At 60.4% G+C, this 14,713-nt stretch carries 14 protein-coding genes; 11 read left to right on the top strand and 3 right to left on the bottom strand.

Annotated elements, in window-relative coordinates; translation table 11 throughout:
• Positions 1-128: 128 nt before the first annotated feature.
• On the bottom strand, positions 129-329 hold the full coding sequence (locus ACZZ0D_RS17765) for a hypothetical protein (RefSeq protein WP_053117858.1): 201 nt from the start codon (positions 327-329) through the stop codon (positions 129-131).
• Between the two features lie 646 nt (positions 330-975).
• On the opposite strand from ACZZ0D_RS17765, the gene pcaR reads away from it, so the two are divergent.
• From pcaR to pcaC, 11 genes are all read left to right on the top strand, one after another.
• Positions 976-1,818: a pca regulon transcriptional regulator PcaR gene (gene pcaR, locus ACZZ0D_RS17760; protein ID WP_007917109.1), complete on the top strand. Its 843-nt coding sequence runs from the start codon at positions 976-978 to the stop codon at positions 1,816-1,818.
• A gap of 293 nt (positions 1,819-2,111) precedes the next feature.
• Positions 2,112-3,458 (top strand): 4-hydroxybenzoate transporter PcaK, encoded by a 1,347-nt coding sequence (gene pcaK / locus ACZZ0D_RS17755; protein ID WP_053117860.1) that lies wholly within the window; start codon positions 2,112-2,114, stop codon positions 3,456-3,458.
• Between the two features lie 271 nt (positions 3,459-3,729).
• Positions 3,730-4,587: a CoA transferase subunit A gene (locus ACZZ0D_RS17750; RefSeq protein ID WP_463553909.1), complete on the top strand. Its 858-nt coding sequence runs from the start codon at positions 3,730-3,732 to the stop codon at positions 4,585-4,587.
• The gene (locus tag ACZZ0D_RS17745) at positions 4,587-5,366 is read left to right on the top strand and encodes a CoA-transferase subunit beta (protein ID WP_016982817.1); all 780 of its coding nucleotides are present in this window, start codon (positions 4,587-4,589) and stop codon (positions 5,364-5,366) included. The genes ACZZ0D_RS17750 and ACZZ0D_RS17745 overlap by 1 nt, the downstream gene beginning before the upstream one ends.
• Positions 5,363-6,568 carry a 3-oxoadipyl-CoA thiolase gene (gene pcaF, locus ACZZ0D_RS17740; protein ID WP_463553908.1) on the top strand — a complete coding sequence of 402 codons (1,206 nt, stop codon included), beginning with the start codon at positions 5,363-5,365 and terminating at the stop codon, positions 6,566-6,568. Before ACZZ0D_RS17745 ends, pcaF begins: the two co-directional genes overlap by 4 nt.
• Before the next feature lie 36 nt (positions 6,569-6,604).
• Positions 6,605-7,309, top strand: a complete 705-nt coding sequence (gene pcaH / locus ACZZ0D_RS17735) for a protocatechuate 3,4-dioxygenase subunit beta (protein WP_053117867.1) — start codon at positions 6,605-6,607, stop codon at positions 7,307-7,309.
• Between the two features lies 1 nt (position 7,310).
• The gene (gene pcaG / locus ACZZ0D_RS17730; protein WP_212550610.1) at positions 7,311-7,877 is read left to right on the top strand and encodes a protocatechuate 3,4-dioxygenase subunit alpha; all 567 of its coding nucleotides are present in this window, start codon (positions 7,311-7,313) and stop codon (positions 7,875-7,877) included.
• A 263-nt stretch (positions 7,878-8,140) separates the two neighbouring features.
• Entirely contained in the window at positions 8,141-9,436 is a 1,296-nt protein-coding gene (locus ACZZ0D_RS17725; RefSeq protein ID WP_053117871.1) for an MFS family transporter, read from the top strand.
• 45 nt (positions 9,437-9,481) lie between these two features.
• Positions 9,482-10,846 (top strand): 3-carboxy-cis,cis-muconate cycloisomerase, encoded by a 1,365-nt coding sequence (locus ACZZ0D_RS17720; RefSeq protein ID WP_463553907.1) that lies wholly within the window; start codon positions 9,482-9,484, stop codon positions 10,844-10,846.
• Between the two features lie 12 nt (positions 10,847-10,858).
• The gene (pcaD, locus tag ACZZ0D_RS17715) at positions 10,859-11,647 is read left to right on the top strand and encodes a 3-oxoadipate enol-lactonase (protein ID WP_463553906.1); all 789 of its coding nucleotides are present in this window, start codon (positions 10,859-10,861) and stop codon (positions 11,645-11,647) included.
• Positions 11,648-11,660: 13 nt separating this feature from the next.
• On the top strand, positions 11,661-12,053 hold the full coding sequence (gene pcaC / locus ACZZ0D_RS17710; RefSeq protein ID WP_025110738.1) for a 4-carboxymuconolactone decarboxylase: 393 nt from the start codon (positions 11,661-11,663) through the stop codon (positions 12,051-12,053).
• Positions 12,054-12,161: 108 nt separating this feature from the next.
• Here pcaC and ACZZ0D_RS17705 read toward each other — a convergent pair whose 3' ends face one another.
• Positions 12,162-12,971 (bottom strand): methyltransferase domain-containing protein, encoded by an 810-nt coding sequence (locus tag ACZZ0D_RS17705; protein ID WP_463553905.1) that lies wholly within the window; start codon positions 12,969-12,971, stop codon positions 12,162-12,164.
• Positions 12,972-13,250: 279 nt separating this feature from the next.
• A complete protein-coding gene (locus ACZZ0D_RS17700; RefSeq protein WP_463553904.1) occupies positions 13,251-14,510 on the bottom strand; it encodes an OprD family porin in 1,260 nt (419 codons plus the stop codon).
• Positions 14,511-14,713 lie beyond the last annotated feature (203 nt).

Genomic DNA, 14,713 nt, shown 5'->3' with positions numbered 1-14,713 from the left:
CTGTCCTTTAGCCGGCTCTACGCAGAATCAGCCGCTGCCCGCGGGTAGCGGGCGCGCAAGGCATCGTCTCGGCACCGCGTGGGTAACCGGTGCGTACACGGATGCTCAAGGCCTTCAAAAACCGTGGCTCATGGCTCTTCGGCTTTGAGTTCCTTTTCGATCTTTTCGATTTCTTGCTTGAAGACCTGATCCTGAACGGTAGGGCGTTTGCGCCATGCCTTGCGTTCCGGTTCTGGTTGAGCGGCGTAGGTGGTGACTTCCCCGCCGTAAACATCCTTGTAACGTTGTTCCTGGCGCTCAAGTTCCGCGCGCAGTTCGTCTTTCGTCACAGTGCTACCTGTATGAGTTGAGATAAGTGTCTGGTGAATCGCACTGCAACGAGTCGATTGAGCGGGCCCGTCGAGAACTCAACGCCAGAACAGGCATTGATGTCTTCGGCAGGGCGATCAAGACTTCCATGTTACAGGCGGCTACGACACCAGATTAAAACGGACGCAGCATCAGTTCCTGTTTCAGCGAGCGCTGGCGTTACATCAATCATGAGCGTCAGGCGCTTGCCGGGACTGGCAGCGATTGGCATCGCCTCAGCCGGTGACCACCTCGATGAATAACGGGTGCCACTGAGGTGCATTATAGCGGTCGATTCAGGATTGACTATCGTTGCCAAGTTAAAAACGGTTCGGGATGTGTGATTGTTTTGTTAATCGCAACTTTCTCGGGTAGTTGAAGTGCAAGCAAACGTTTACTTCGCCGCGATCTGTTTTTGGCGCCATTTAGTCGATCAACTAAATCTTGATTGAGTTCCCCGGCAAAGTTGCACAAGCGTCTCAAATAGCAAACCACAGCAGAGGAGGGCGATTGCGATTATCGGTCGACGGTTCGATAATCGCCCAATGTTGATGGCTCGCCGCTTGTGCATCTGCCCGCGAGCCGTTTGTATAGCCATTGATCCGTGTCGGGTAAAAAGGACAATAAATGAACGATCAAATGCGCAACTCCTTCACTTCCGTGGCGCCGCCGATCGTCGCCTCGCCGGCCAAGCGGATTCAGGCGCTGACCGGTGATCCGGATTTCATGACGTCGCTGGCCCGTGGCCTGGCGGTGGTGCAGGCGTTTCAGGAGCGCAAACGTCATCTGACCATCGCGCAGATCAGCCACCGCACGGAAATTCCCCGCGCCGCGGTGCGCCGTTGCCTACACACTCTGATCAAACTCGGCTACGCCACCACCGACGGACGCACCTATTCTCTGCTGCCGAAAGTGCTGACCCTCGGCCACGCTTATCTATCATCGACGCCGCTGGCCGTGTCCGCGCAGCCGTACCTCGACCGCATGAGCGAGCAACTGCACGAAGCCTGCAACATGGCCACGCTTGAGGGCGACGACATTCTTTACATCGCGCGGTCGGCGACCACGCAGCGGCTGATCTCGGTCGACCTGTCGGTGGGCGGGCGTCTGCCGGCGTATTGCACATCGATGGGCCGGATTCTGCTGGCAGCGCTGGACGACACGTCCTTGCGCGAATACCTCGACCACGCCGAACTGGTCGCTAAAACCAGCCGCACGATCCACACCCCCGACGCGTTGCTCGAATGTTTACAGGAAGTGCGGCAGCAAGGTTGGTGCATCGTCGATCAGGAATTGGAACAAGGCCTGCGCTCGATTGCCGTACCGGTCTACGACGCTTCGGGCCAAGTGGTGGCGGCGCTCAACGTCAGTACCCACGCCGGTCGCGTCAGCCGCACCGAGTTGGAGCAGCGCTTTCTGCCGGGCCTGCTCAGCGCCAGCCGCGACCTCAGCGCGCAGTTGTTTGCCTGATGAAGCTGTTCGATAAACGCACAGTGTTGCGTTTATCGAATTGACGCTAAAACCCCCGGATCATTAATGTCGCGGCAGCGTCATCCGGCGCTGTTGTGAATGAGCCCGCCGGATTGTCGACTCCCATAATAATGACAAGAGGCAACTCACCATGCGCACGCTCCCCGACTGTCTCCGCTCCAACCGCTGTTGCCGGGTTCACTGCAACGCCTGATTGCAACCTTCTATTCTTGTAGCTGTGCCGCTCCCTGGCCGGCCGCCGTTCGACTGCGTTTTTTGCGTGGATAAAAATAATGAACCAGCCTCAGTCCGCTGTGGGTCAGTGCCTCGACGTGCAGACCTTCATCAACGCCCAACCGATCTCGCGCTATCAATGGCGGGTGGTGATCCTGTGTTTCCTGATTGTCTTTCTCGATGGCCTCGACACCGCCGCGATGGGCTTCATTGCCCCGGCGTTGTCGCAGGACTGGGGCATCGACCGCGCCAGCCTCGGCCCGGTGATGAGCGCCGCGTTGATCGGCATGGTATTCGGCGCACTCGGTTCCGGCCCTTTGGCTGACCGCTTTGGGCGAAAAGTCGTACTCGTCGGCGCCGTGATTCTGTTCGGTGCCTTCAGCCTGGCGTCGGCTTACAGCACTAACGTGGAACAACTGCTGGTGCTGCGCTTCCTGACCGGTCTCGGTCTGGGCGCGGGGATGCCCAATGCCACCACGTTGCTGTCGGAGTACACCCCGGAGCGCAAGAAGTCGCTGCTGGTGACCAGCATGTTTTGCGGTTTCAACCTCGGCATGGCCGGTGGCGGGTTTATTTCCGCCAAGCTGATTCCGGCGTTCGGCTGGCACAGTCTGCTGCTGATCGGCGGGATTTTGCCGCTGATCCTCGCGGTGGTGCTGCTGTTCTGGCTGCCGGAATCGGCGCGCTACCTTGTCGTCCGTAACCGTGGCACCGACAAAGTGCGCAAAACCCTGGCGCCGATCGATCCGGTCACCGTCGCCCAAGCCTCGAGTTTCAGCGTGCCGGAACAAAAAACCGTGAAGGCACGCAATGTGTTCGCGGTGATCTTCTCGGGCACTTACAGCACCGGCACCTTGCTGCTGTGGCTGACCTACTTCATGGGCCTTGTGATCGTTTATTTGTTGACCAGTTGGCTGCCGACGCTGATGCGTGACAGTGGCGCGAGCATGGAGCAGGCCGCGTTCATCGGTGCGTTGTTCCAGTTCGGCGGGGTATTGAGTGCGGTCGCTGTGGGATGGGCGATGGATCGCTTCAATCCGCACAAGGTTATCGGCATTTTCTACCTGCTGGCCGGGGTGTTTGCCTACGCGGTGGGGCAGAGCCTGGGCAACATTACGTTGTTGGCGACTTTGGTTTTAGTGGCGGGGATGTGCGTGAACGGCGCGCAATCGGCAATGCCGTCGCTGGCAGCGCGGTTTTATCCGACGCAGGGGCGGGCAACCGGCGTGTCGTGGATGCTGGGGATTGGCCGCTTTGGCGCGATTCTCGGGGCGTGGATGGGCGCGACGTTGTTGGGCTTGGGCTGGAATTTTGAGCAGGTGTTGACGGCGTTGGTGATTCCGGCGGCGGTGGCGACGGCTGCGGTGGTGATCAAGGGCATGGTGAGTCATGCGGATGCGACTTGAGGTCAGGTCTATAGATCTTCATTGATACAACAGACCTCTTCGCGAGCAAGCCCGCTCCCACATTTGAAATGCATTCCCATGTGGGAGCGGGCTTGCTCGCGAAGCTTTTGATCGGATTGTTAGGCAAACAACAATCTGTTCGATAAACGAACACTCAGTCGATTATCGGATTGTTTGGCACTTTTCCCAGGCTTAATCTGCAGTAACTCCGGCGCTGAACCTCGCGCCTTTTTATCACTGGCGATTCATTACAAAAACAGGAGCCCGCTCCATGGCTGAGATCCTTTCGCTGCACGACGCGGTGAAGCAATTCGTCAACGACGGCGACACCGTCGCACTCGAAGGCTTCACTCACTTGATCCCTACGGCCGCAGGTCATGAAATCATTCGTCAGGGCAAGAAAGATCTGACGCTGGTGCGGATGACGCCTGACCTGATTTACGACCAACTGATCGGCGCCGGTTGCGCACGCAAACTGATTTTCTCCTGGGGCGGTAACCCTGGCGTGGGTTCGCTGCACCGTCTGCGCGACGCGGTCGAGAAGCAATGGCCGCAGCCGCTGGAGATCGAAGAACACAGCCACGCCGACCTGGCGAATGCCTACGTCGCCGGCGCTTCCGGCCTACCGTTCGCGGTGCTGCGTGCCTACGCCGGTTCCGACCTGCCGAAGGTCAATCCGCTGATCAAAACCGTGACTTGCCCGTTCACCGGTGAAGTGTTGGCGGCCGTGCCGTCGGTGCGCCCGGACGTGACCGTGATCCACGCACAGAAAGCCGACCGCCAAGGCAACGTGCTGCTGTGGGGCATTCTCGGCGTGCAGAAAGAAGCTGCACTGGCCGCCAAGCGCTGCATCGTTACCGTCGAAGAAATCGTCGACAACCTCAACGCGCCAATGAACTCCTGCGTGTTGCCGACCTGGGCCTTGAGCGCAGTCTGCCATGTACCCGGCGGTGCACATCCGTCCTACGCCCACGGTTACAACGAGCGCGACAATCGTTTCTATCAGGCGTGGGATCCGATCGCCCGCGACCGTGCGACGTTTACCGCGTGGATCAACGAATACATCCATGGCTGCGCTGACTTCAGCGAGTTCCAGGCCAAGTTGGCCGCTGCTTCGGAGGCCAAGTAATGACTTACACCACCAATGAAATGATGACCGTCGCTGCGGCCCGTCGCCTGAAGAACGGCTCGGTGTGCTTCGTCGGTATCGGCCTGCCGTCGAAAGCCGCCAACCTCGCGCGTCTGACTTCGTCGCCGGACGTGGTGCTGATCTACGAATCGGGCCCGATTGGCGCCAAGCCGAGCGTGCTGCCGCTGTCCATCGGTGACGGCGAACTGGCGGAAACCGCCGACACCGTCGTCCCGACCGGTGAGATTTTTCGCTATTGGTTGCAGGGCGGACGCATCGACGTCGGTTTTCTCGGCGCCGCGCAGGTCGACCGTTTCGGCAACATCAACACCACCGTGGTCGGCGATTACTTCTCGCCGAAAGTGCGCCTGCCGGGTGCCGGTGGCGCGCCGGAAATTGCCGGCTCGGCGAAAAGCGTGTTGATCATCCTTAAACAGTCGGCGCGTTCGTTTGTCGACAAGCTCGACTTCATCACCTCGGTCGGTCACGGCGAGGGCGGCGATTCGCGCAAACGTCTGGGCCTGCCGGGCGCCGGCCCGGTCGGCATCATCACCGACCTGTGCATCATGGAGCCGGAAGAGGGCACCCACGAATTCGTGGTCACCGCACTGCACCCGGGCGTGACCCGCGAGCAAGTGGTCGCGGCCACCGGTTGGGCGATTCGTTTTGCCGACAGCGTTGAAACCACCGCGGAGCCGACTGACGTCGAACTGACCGCGCTGCGCGATCTCGAAGCGCGCACCGCCGCCGCCCACGGCCAGGCACCGGGAGAAGCATGATGCGTGACGTTTATATCTGCGACGCGATTCGCACGCCGATCGGCCGTTTCGGCGGCGGACTGTCCCCCGTTCGCGCTGATGACCTGGCCGCCGTGCCGATCAAGGCCCTGATGGAACGCAACCCCTCGGTGGACTGGAACGCCATCGACGAAGTGTTCCTCGGCTGCGCCAACCAGGCTGGCGAAGACAACCGCAACGTTGCGCGCATGGCGCTGCTGTTGGCCGGCCTGCCGGAAACTGTGCCGGGCGTGACCCTCAATCGTCTGTGCGCTTCGGGCATGGACGCGATCGGTACGGCATTCCGCGCCATCGCCAGCGGCGAGATGGAGCTGGCGATTGCCGGCGGCGTCGAGTCGATGTCCCGCGCACCGTTCGTGATGGGCAAGGCTGATGCGGCGTTCTCGCGCAACATGAAACTGGAAGACACCACCATCGGCTGGCGTTTCATCAACCCGCTGATGAAGGCGCAATATGGCGTCGACGCGATGCCGCAGACCGCTGACAACGTCGCCGACGACTATAAAGTCTCGCGCGCCGATCAGGACGCTTTCGCCCTGCGCAGTCAGCAACGCACCGCCTCCGCGCAGGCTGCAGGATTTTTCGCTGAAGAAATCGTCGAAGTGCGGATTGCCCACAAGAAGGGTGAAACCGTGGTCAGCCAGGATGAACATCCGCGCGCCGACACCACGATAGAAGCACTGACAAAATTGAAACCGGTCAATGGCCCGGACAAAACCGTCACCGCCGGCAATGCCTCCGGCGTCAACGACGGTGCCGCGGCGCTGATTCTCGCGTCCGCCGAAGCGGTGAAAAAACACGGTCTGACCGCCCGCGCCAAAGTGCTCGGCATGGCCAGCGCCGGCGTAGCGCCGCGCGTAATGGGCATCGGCCCGGTGCCAGCGGTGCGCAAATTGATCGAACGCCTCGGCGTAGCGGTCAGCGATTTCGACGTGATCGAGCTCAATGAAGCATTCGCCAGCCAAGGCTTGGCGGTGCTGCGTGAACTGGGTCTGGCGGATGACGCCGCGCAGGTCAACCCGAATGGCGGCGCGATTGCCCTCGGTCACCCGTTGGGCATGAGCGGTGCGCGTCTGGTGTTGACCGCACTGCATCAGTTGGAAAAGACCGGTGGCAAGAAAGGTCTGGCGACCATGTGCGTCGGTGTCGGCCAAGGTCTGGCTTTGGCCATCGAACGCGTCTGACGCAAGCCGTGACGAAAAAGAACAGAGGAAAGCGACATGTCTGACAAGCCTGGTTACCGTCGTCCGCAGGAAGGCACTCAGCCTGAGTACCTGCACCCGACCTATCAATCAACCAACCTGCGCTCGCCGTCGAAGCCGTTGGTGTTTCTGCCGCACTCGCTGTCGGAAATCACCGGCCCGACCATCGGCGCCGAACGTGTAGGCGACACCGATAACGACCTGACCGCCCAGCATGCAGGCGAGCCACAGGGCGAACGCATCATCATTCACGGCCGCGTGCTCGACGAAAACGGTCTGCCGGTGCCGGGGATTCTCGTGGAAATCTGGCAGGCCAACGCCGCTGGCCGCTATAACCACAAGCGCGACGTGCATGATGCGCCGCTGGATCCGAACTTCACCGGCACCGGCCGCACTGTGACCGACGCCGACGGCTGGTATCAGTTCCAGACCATCAAGCCTGGCGCCTATCCGTGGGGCAACCACCACAACGCCTGGCGCCCGGCGCACATTCACTTCTCGCTGTTCGGGCCGAGCATTCTTACGCGCCTGGTCACGCAGATGTACTTCCCGGGTGACCCGCTGCTGGCCTACGACCCGATCTACAACTGCGTGCCGGACACTTCGGCCAAGGAACGCCTGATCGCCAGTTTCGATCTGGAAAAAACCATTCCGTCCTACGCCCTCGGTTATCGCTGGGACATCGTGCTGCGCGGGCGTGAAGCCACGCCGATGGAGAAATAAGATGACGCTGACTGCGACCACGTCCCACACCGTCGGGCCGTATTACCACATCGGCCTGACCTGGCTGAACCGCGAAGACCTCACCGTCGAACAAACCCTCGGCGAGCGCGTGGCGATCACCGGGCAAGTGGTGGATGGCAACGGCGATGTCGTCAACGACGCCATGCTCGAAGTCTGGCAGGCGAATGCTGCCGGCAAGTACGACCACCCGGAAGACGAGCAGGACAAAGCGCTCGACCCGAACTTTGAAGGCTTTGGCCGCGTGCCGGTGGATGCTGAAGGGCGGTTTCGCTTTACCACGATCAAACCGGGCACGGTTGAAGGGCTTAAGGGTTCGACCCAAGCGCCGCATCTGGTGGTGTTGGTGTTTGCCCGTGGCTTGGTGAAGCATTTGCTGACGCGGATCTACTTTGATGGCGAGCCGGCCAACGTTGATGATCCGTTGCTCGAATGTGTGCCGGCTGAACGCCGCGCGACCTTGCTGGCGAAGAAGGATGAATCGGGTGTTTACCAGTGGAATGTGATTTTGCAGGGCACTGATGCCGAGACGGTGTTCTTCGATTATTAAGATCAAAAGATCGCAGCCTGCGGCAGCTCCTACATGATCGTTCCCACGCTCTGCGTGGGAACGATCAATAGATCACCACCCCCCCTGTGGGAGCGGGCTTGCTCGCGAAGGCAGAGTGTCAGTCGACAGATGTATCACCTGACACACCGCTTTCGCGAGCAAGCCCGCTCCCACAGGTGAGAACTGTGTTGCATATGGAACTGTGGAACGGGACTGTTGCAAAGTATGTCTAGACTCTCACTGTCCCTATCGAGTGAAAAACAATGACAACCACCACCTCCCATTACACCGGTGAAGAGCGCAGCAAGCGCATCTTTGCCATTGTCGGCGCCTCGTCCGGCAACCTTGTCGAATGGTTCGACTTCTACGTCTACGCCTTTTGCGCGATCTATTTCGCCCCGGCGTTTTTCCCCTCCGATAACCCGACGGTGCAACTGGTCAACACGGCTGGCGTGTTCGCTGCCGGCTTCCTGATGCGTCCGATCGGTGGCTGGATTTTCGGCCGGATCGCTGACAAACACGGCCGCAAGAAATCCATGCTCATCTCGATTCTGATGATGTGCTTCGGCTCGTTGCTGATCGCTTGCCTGCCGACCTACAACAGCATTGGCGTCTGGGCGCCGATCCTGTTGCTGTTCGCGCGTCTGCTGCAAGGCCTGTCGGTCGGCGGTGAATACGGCGCCACCGCGACCTACATGAGCGAAGTCGCGCTCAAGGGCCAGCGTGGATTCTTCGCCTCGTTCCAGTACGTGACCTTGATCGGCGGGCAACTGCTGGCGGTGTCGCTGGTGGTGATCCTGCAACAGTTCCTCACCGAAGAAGACCTGCGTGCTTACGGCTGGCGTATCCCGTTTGTTGTGGGTGCAATTGCGGCGGTGATTTCGCTGTTCCTGCGTCGCTCGCTGAAAGAAACCACCAACAAGGAAACTCGCGAACACAAAGACGCCGGCAGCATCCGCGCGCTGTTCCGCGATCACAAAGCCGCGTTCATCACCGTGCTCGGTTACACCGCCGGTGGCTCGCTGATTTTCTACACCTTCACCACGTACATGCAGAAATATCTGGTGAACACCGCCGGCATGCACGCCAAGACCGCCAGCTACATCATGACCGGCGCGCTGTTCTTGTATATGTGCATGCAGCCGCTGTTCGGCATGCTCGCCGACAAGATCGGTCGACGTAACTCGATGCTCTGGTTCGGCGCGCTCGGTACGCTGTTCACCGTGCCGATTCTGTTGAGCCTGAAAAGCGTCAGCAGCCCGTTCCTTGCGTTTGTGCTGATCACCGTGGCACTGGCGATCGTCAGTTTCTACACCTCGATCAGCGGCCTGGTGAAAGCCGAAATGTTCCCGCCGGAAGTCCGCGCCCTCGGCGTTGGTCTGGCGTACGCGGTGGCGAATGCGATCTTCGGTGGTTCGGCGGAATTCGTCGCGCTGAGCCTGAAGAACATCGGCATGGAAAACTCCTTCTACTGGTACGTGACGGCGATGATGGCGATCGCGTTCCTGTTCAGTCTGCGCTTGCCAAAACAAGCGGCGTATTTGCACCACGATCTCTAACCCGATGCGCGCGGGCCGTGATGGCCCGCGCCGGCAAGGATTTTTATGACTCAGCGACCGGGCAATCAATTGTTCGATGCCTACTTCACTGCCCGCGATATGCGCGAAGTGTTCTGCGATCAGGGCCGGGTGCAGGCGATGCTCGACTTCGAAGCGGCGCTGGCCCGGGCCGAGGCGCGGGTCGGCTTGATTCCGTCCACTGCGGTGGCGCCGATTGCGGCGGCTTGCAGCGCCGGTCTGTATGACTTCGCAGCACTGGGCGAGGCGATTGCCACGGCCGGCAATTCAGCGATTCCGCTGGTCAAGGCGTTGGGCAAGCAGATTGCCGCGACCGATGCAGAAGCCGAGCGTTATGTGCATTTGGGCGCGACCAGTCAGGACGTGATGGATTCCGGGCTGGTGCTGCAATTGCGTCAGGCGCTGGAATTGATTGAAAGTGATCTGGCGCAATTGGCCGATTCGCTCGCCAGTCAGGCGCAACGTCATGCTGCGACGCCGCTGGCCGGACGCACGTGGCTGCAACACGCGACGCCGGTCACCCTCGGCATGAAAATCGCCGGATGGCTGGGCGCCGTGACTCGCAGCCGTCAGCGTCTGCGCGAACTCAAACCGCGTCTGCTGGTGCTGCAATTTGGCGGCGCCTCGGGGACGCTCGCGGCGTTGGGTGAGCAGGCGATGCCGATTGCCGAAGCGCTGGCCGAAGAACTGCAACTGAACTTGCCGGAACAACCGTGGCACACCCAACGCGATCGCGTGGTGGAGTTCGGCGCGGTGCTCGGTTTGATCGCCGGCAGCCTCGGTAAATTCGGCCGCGACATCAGCCTGTTGATGCAGACCGAAGCCGCTGAGGTTTTCGAGCCTTCAGCGCCGGGCAAGGGCGGTTCGTCGACCATGCCGCACAAACGCAATCCGGTTGGCGCAGCGGTGTTGATCGGTGCGGCGACGCGTGTGCCGGGTCTGGTCTCGACGCTGTTCAGCGCAATGCCGCAGGAGCACGAACGCAGCCTCGGTTTGTGGCATGCCGAATGGGAAACCTTGCCGGAAATCTGCTGCCTGGTTTCCGGTTCGCTGCAACAGGCGAAATTGCTCGCTGAGGGTCTGGAAGTCGACGCTGAGCGCATGGCGCGCAACCTCGAACTGACCCAAGGGCTGGTGCTCGCCGAAGCGGTGAGCATCGTCCTCGCGCAACGGGTTGGCCGCGACACCGCGCATCATCTGCTCGAACAATGCTGCAAACGCGCGGTGGCCGAGCAGCGTCATTTGCGCGCCGTACTCGGTGACGAACCGCAAGTCACCGCCGAATTGAGCAGTGCTGAACTCGATCATCTTTTGAACCCCGCCCATTACCTCGGCCAGGCGAAAACCTGGGTCGAGCGTGCGGTGGCCGAACACAACGCATTGTCTGTCTGAAAGGAGAAGGCTGTGGCTTTCGTTCAACTCGCCGATTGCGAACTGCACTATCAAATAGACGGCCCGGTCGATGCGCCGGTGCTGGTGCTGTCCAACTCGTTGGGCACTGATCTGCACATGTGGGACGCGCAGATGCCGGCATTTACCGAGCATTTCCGCGTGCTGCGTTTCGACACCCGCGGTCACGGCAAATCACTGGTTACGCCGGGGCCGTACAGCATCGAGCAACTCGGTCACGACGTACTCGGTTTGCTGGATGCGTTGCACATTGATCGCGCGCATTTCTGCGGACTGTCGATGGGCGGCCTGATCGGCCAGTGGCTGGGGATCAATGCCGGGCATCGTCTGCACAAGCTGATCGTCTGCAACACGGCAGCCAAAATCGGCGATCCGACGGTGTGGAATCCGCGCATCGAAACCGTGCTGCGTGATGGCGCGGCGGCGATGGTTGCTCTGCGCGATGCATCGATTGCTCGCTGGTTTACCCCGGATTTTTCCGCTGCACATCCGGCCGCAGCCAAGCAGATTACCGACATGCTCGCGGCGACTTCGCCTGAAGGGTATGCGGCCAATTGCGCGGCGGTGCGTGATGCCGATTTCCGCGAGCAACTGGCTTCGATCAATGTGCCGTTGCTGGTGATTGCCGGCACCGAAGATGCGGTGACGCCGCCGGCCGGTGGGCATTTCATTCAGGAGCATGTACGCGGTGCCGAGTACGCCGAGTTCTATGCGGCGCACCTGTCGAACGTGCAGGCCGGTGCTGATTTCAGTGATCGCGTATTGGCGTTTCTAAACGCCTGACAAGGGGATTTTCGTGGACGAGAAACAACGTTACGACGACGGCATGCAAGTGCGCCGCGCGGTGTTGGGCGATGCGCATGTCGATCGCAGCCTGACCACGCTGACCGAGTTCAACTCGGAATTTCAGGAGATGATCACCCGGCATGCCTGGGGCGATATCTGGACACGTCCGGGCTTGCCTCGGCACACGCGCAGTTTGATTACGATCGCCATGCTGATCGGCATGAACCGCGAAGGCGAGCTGAAACTGCATTTGCGCGCGGCGGCGAATAATGGCGTGAGCCGCGGCGAGATCAAGGAAGTGATCATGCAGAGCGCGATTTACTGCGGGATTCCGGCGGCGAATGCGACGTTTCATTTGGCGGAATCTGTGTGGGATGAGCTAGGGGTTGAATCCCGGGAATAGTCGTTGACCGGGCTGACGCCTTCGCGAGCAAGCCCGCTCCCACATTTGGAATGCATTTCAACTGTGGGAGCGGGCTTGCTCGCGAAGGCGATAGTCGCCCGAATGAAGTCAAACCCTGGCAACAATAAATATCCGCTTGAACGCAAACAACGTATGCCCATCCGCCTCCTGCGGATACTGCGCATGCACCCGCATCAGATAGTGATAAATAAACCGCGCCTGCTCCGCTGAATCCAGCGCCTGCATCACTGGCCGCAACGCCGAGACCTTCACCCAGTCATACACCGGCGATTTGCCGTCGACCACCTGCAACTGCTCGGTCTCCCAGATATCCAGCGACGTGGTCAGCGGCGCCAGCAAACGGTAGTAATCCTCCAGCGCCAACAACGGTCGCGCCGCCATACGCTGGCGCAGTTCCGGCGCGCCCAATGGCGTGCCGCCGACACCGCCGTCTTCGAGTGTTTCCAGCATCAGCCGATACCACAACGCATCGCGCCAGTCCGGCATATGCGCGGCCAGGCAGCCGCCGGCGTTGAGCTGGCCGAGCAGGCGCGGCAGCAGCGTTTCATGGCCATCAATAAAGTGCAGCACGGCAGCTGCAAACAGCAGATCCGCCGGTTGTTCAGGCTGCCAGTCGAGCAGGTCGCACTGTTGCCATGAGGCGTTGATCGGCAAGCGGCGGGCCTCGTCGAGCATTTGCGCTGAACTGTCGATGCCCAGCAAGTGCGCCTGCGGCCAGCGCTCGGCCAACAACCGCGTGGCAATGCCGGTGCCGCAACCGAGATCAAAAATACGTTGGGGTTTTTGCAGCTCAACACGGTCGAGCAATTCATTGACCGGGCGTTGCCTGAGGCGGGAAAACTGCTGGTACGCCTTGGCGTTCCAGTCAGGTGCTGCTTCTTTGAGTCGGGTGATCATGAGGTCGTCCTCTGGTGATCAACAGTGTCTTCCGATGACAGCCTGGCTCAAGTCTTTAGGGGACCGAACATCAACAGATAACGGAAGTGGGAAGGGGCATACACCTGAGTCCTTCAGGTTTTTTAACTTTACCTGCCGGCCGGCAAATCACCACTCATCCAGACCAATGGCACAAATCCCTGTAGGAGCTGCCGAAGGCTGCGATCTTTTGATTTTGTTTTTTAAGATCAAAGTCAAAAGATCGCAGCCTGCGGCAGCTCCTACAGGGTGGATTTGTGTTTAGAGGAGGCTGATCGGGTAACTGACAATCAAACGATTCTCGTCGAATTCGTTATTGCTGAAATCCCGGCGCATGGTCGAGTTGCGCCATCTGACGTTGAGGTCCTTGAGCGTGCCGCTCTGCACGGTGTAGCCCAGTTCCGATTCGCGGCCCCACTCCTTGCCGTCGGTGATGGTGCCGGTGTGTACGTTGTCGCCGCTGATGTAGCGGTTCATCAGGGTCAGGCCGGGCACGCCCAACGCGGCGAAGTTGTAGTCGTGGCGCAGCTGCCACGAGCGTTCCTGCGCGTTGTCATAACTGGCGTTGTAACTGTCGTTGGCCAGCGTGCCGCCGCTGGTGCCGTTGACGCGCATCCATGCGCTGTCGCCGGTGAGTTTTTGCAGGCCGACGTAGAAGGTGTTGCCGCCGTATCGGGCCGAGAACATCCCCGACCAGGTCTTGTTGTCGAGATCGCCGGCGCGCGCGCTGCCGTCGTCCTTGCCGTAGAAGAAACCGAGGTTGGCGCCCAGCGTCCAGTCGCCCAGCGGTTGGCTGTGCGTCAGGTTGACGTATTGCTGGCTGTAGATGTCCTTGAGTTCAGCGTTCCACAAGCCGATCTGGGTGCGCTTGTCGTTGAACACATATTCACCGCCCTGAAAGTTGAAACGATCCGAGGTGAACGCCGCTTTGCCGGTCATCGACATGTCACTCATGCTGCTGTCGTCGCGTGGACTGTTGGCGCGGAACTGGCCGCCATAGAGGGTCAGGCCGTCGATTTCTTTCGACGTAATCTGACCGCCACGAAAGGTTTGCGGCAGCGAGCGACCGTCGTCCGAACGCAGGATCGGCAGCACCGGCATCCATTCGCCGACCTTCACTTCGGTCTGGGAAAGCTTCGCCTTGAACGCGACGTTGGTGCGCCCGAAGTTATCCGCCGGGCGACCGTCGTGATCCAGTGGCAACAACTGCGTGCCGCCCGTGCCTTTGCCGCCATCGAGTTTCAACGAATACAAACCCAGCACGTCCATGCCGAAGCCGACGGTGCCTTGGGTGAAGCCGGATTTGGCGTCGAGGATGAAGTTCTGCGTCCACTCTTCAGCCTTGCCCTGCGCCTTGGTCGGGTTGGTGAAGTTGCGGTTGATGTAGAAGTTGCGCAGGTTGAGGTTGACCTTGGCCCCTTCAATAAACCCCGCTTCTTCAGCCGCGACGGGGAGGGCGGCACCCGCCAGGGCCAGGGCGATCAGGCCGGGAAATGCATAGGGCGCAGGGGAGGTGGTCATAGCTGGGTCTCTCTTGTTTTTTTGAGGCAAACGGAATGCGCTGCGGCCGTTTTTGTGGCGCAGAAATGCGATGGATTCAGGGGGCGGAGCGGCGGCGATCAGCCGGACGGAGCAGAGCGTGGGAGCATGTGGCGAACCTGTTGTTATTGGTTTTGTGGCTCGAATGGTGCGGGGGGCGGTGGTGGGGATTCAATCGGGAGAAG

This window comes from Pseudomonas sp. AC193 (assembly GCF_979258075.1).
This window is presented reverse-complemented; position numbering and strand designations above follow the sequence as displayed.

Bases quoted from the DNA above. Each gene is read 5' to 3' on its own strand.
- pcaR (WP_007917109.1), top strand. From the start codon at position 976: ATGAACGATCAAATGCGCAACTCCTTCACTTCCGTGGCGCCGCCGATC.
- pcaK (WP_053117860.1), top strand. From the start codon at position 2,112: ATGAACCAGCCTCAGTCCGCTGTGGGTCAGTGCCTCGACGTGCAGACC.
- ACZZ0D_RS17750 (WP_463553909.1), top strand. From the start codon at position 3,730: ATGGCTGAGATCCTTTCGCTGCACGACGCGGTGAAGCAATTCGTCAAC.
- ACZZ0D_RS17745 (WP_016982817.1), top strand. From the start codon at position 4,587: ATGACTTACACCACCAATGAAATGATGACCGTCGCTGCGGCCCGTCGC.
- pcaF (WP_463553908.1), top strand. From the start codon at position 5,363: ATGATGCGTGACGTTTATATCTGCGACGCGATTCGCACGCCGATCGGC.
- pcaH (WP_053117867.1), top strand. From the start codon at position 6,605: ATGTCTGACAAGCCTGGTTACCGTCGTCCGCAGGAAGGCACTCAGCCT.
- pcaG (WP_212550610.1), top strand. From the start codon at position 7,311: ATGACGCTGACTGCGACCACGTCCCACACCGTCGGGCCGTATTACCAC.
- ACZZ0D_RS17725 (WP_053117871.1), top strand. From the start codon at position 8,141: ATGACAACCACCACCTCCCATTACACCGGTGAAGAGCGCAGCAAGCGC.
- ACZZ0D_RS17720 (WP_463553907.1), top strand. From the start codon at position 9,482: ATGACTCAGCGACCGGGCAATCAATTGTTCGATGCCTACTTCACTGCC.
- ACZZ0D_RS17705 (WP_463553905.1), bottom strand. From the start codon at position 12,971: ATGATCACCCGACTCAAAGAAGCAGCACCTGACTGGAACGCCAAGGCG.
- ACZZ0D_RS17700 (WP_463553904.1), bottom strand. From the start codon at position 14,510: ATGACCACCTCCCCTGCGCCCTATGCATTTCCCGGCCTGATCGCCCTG.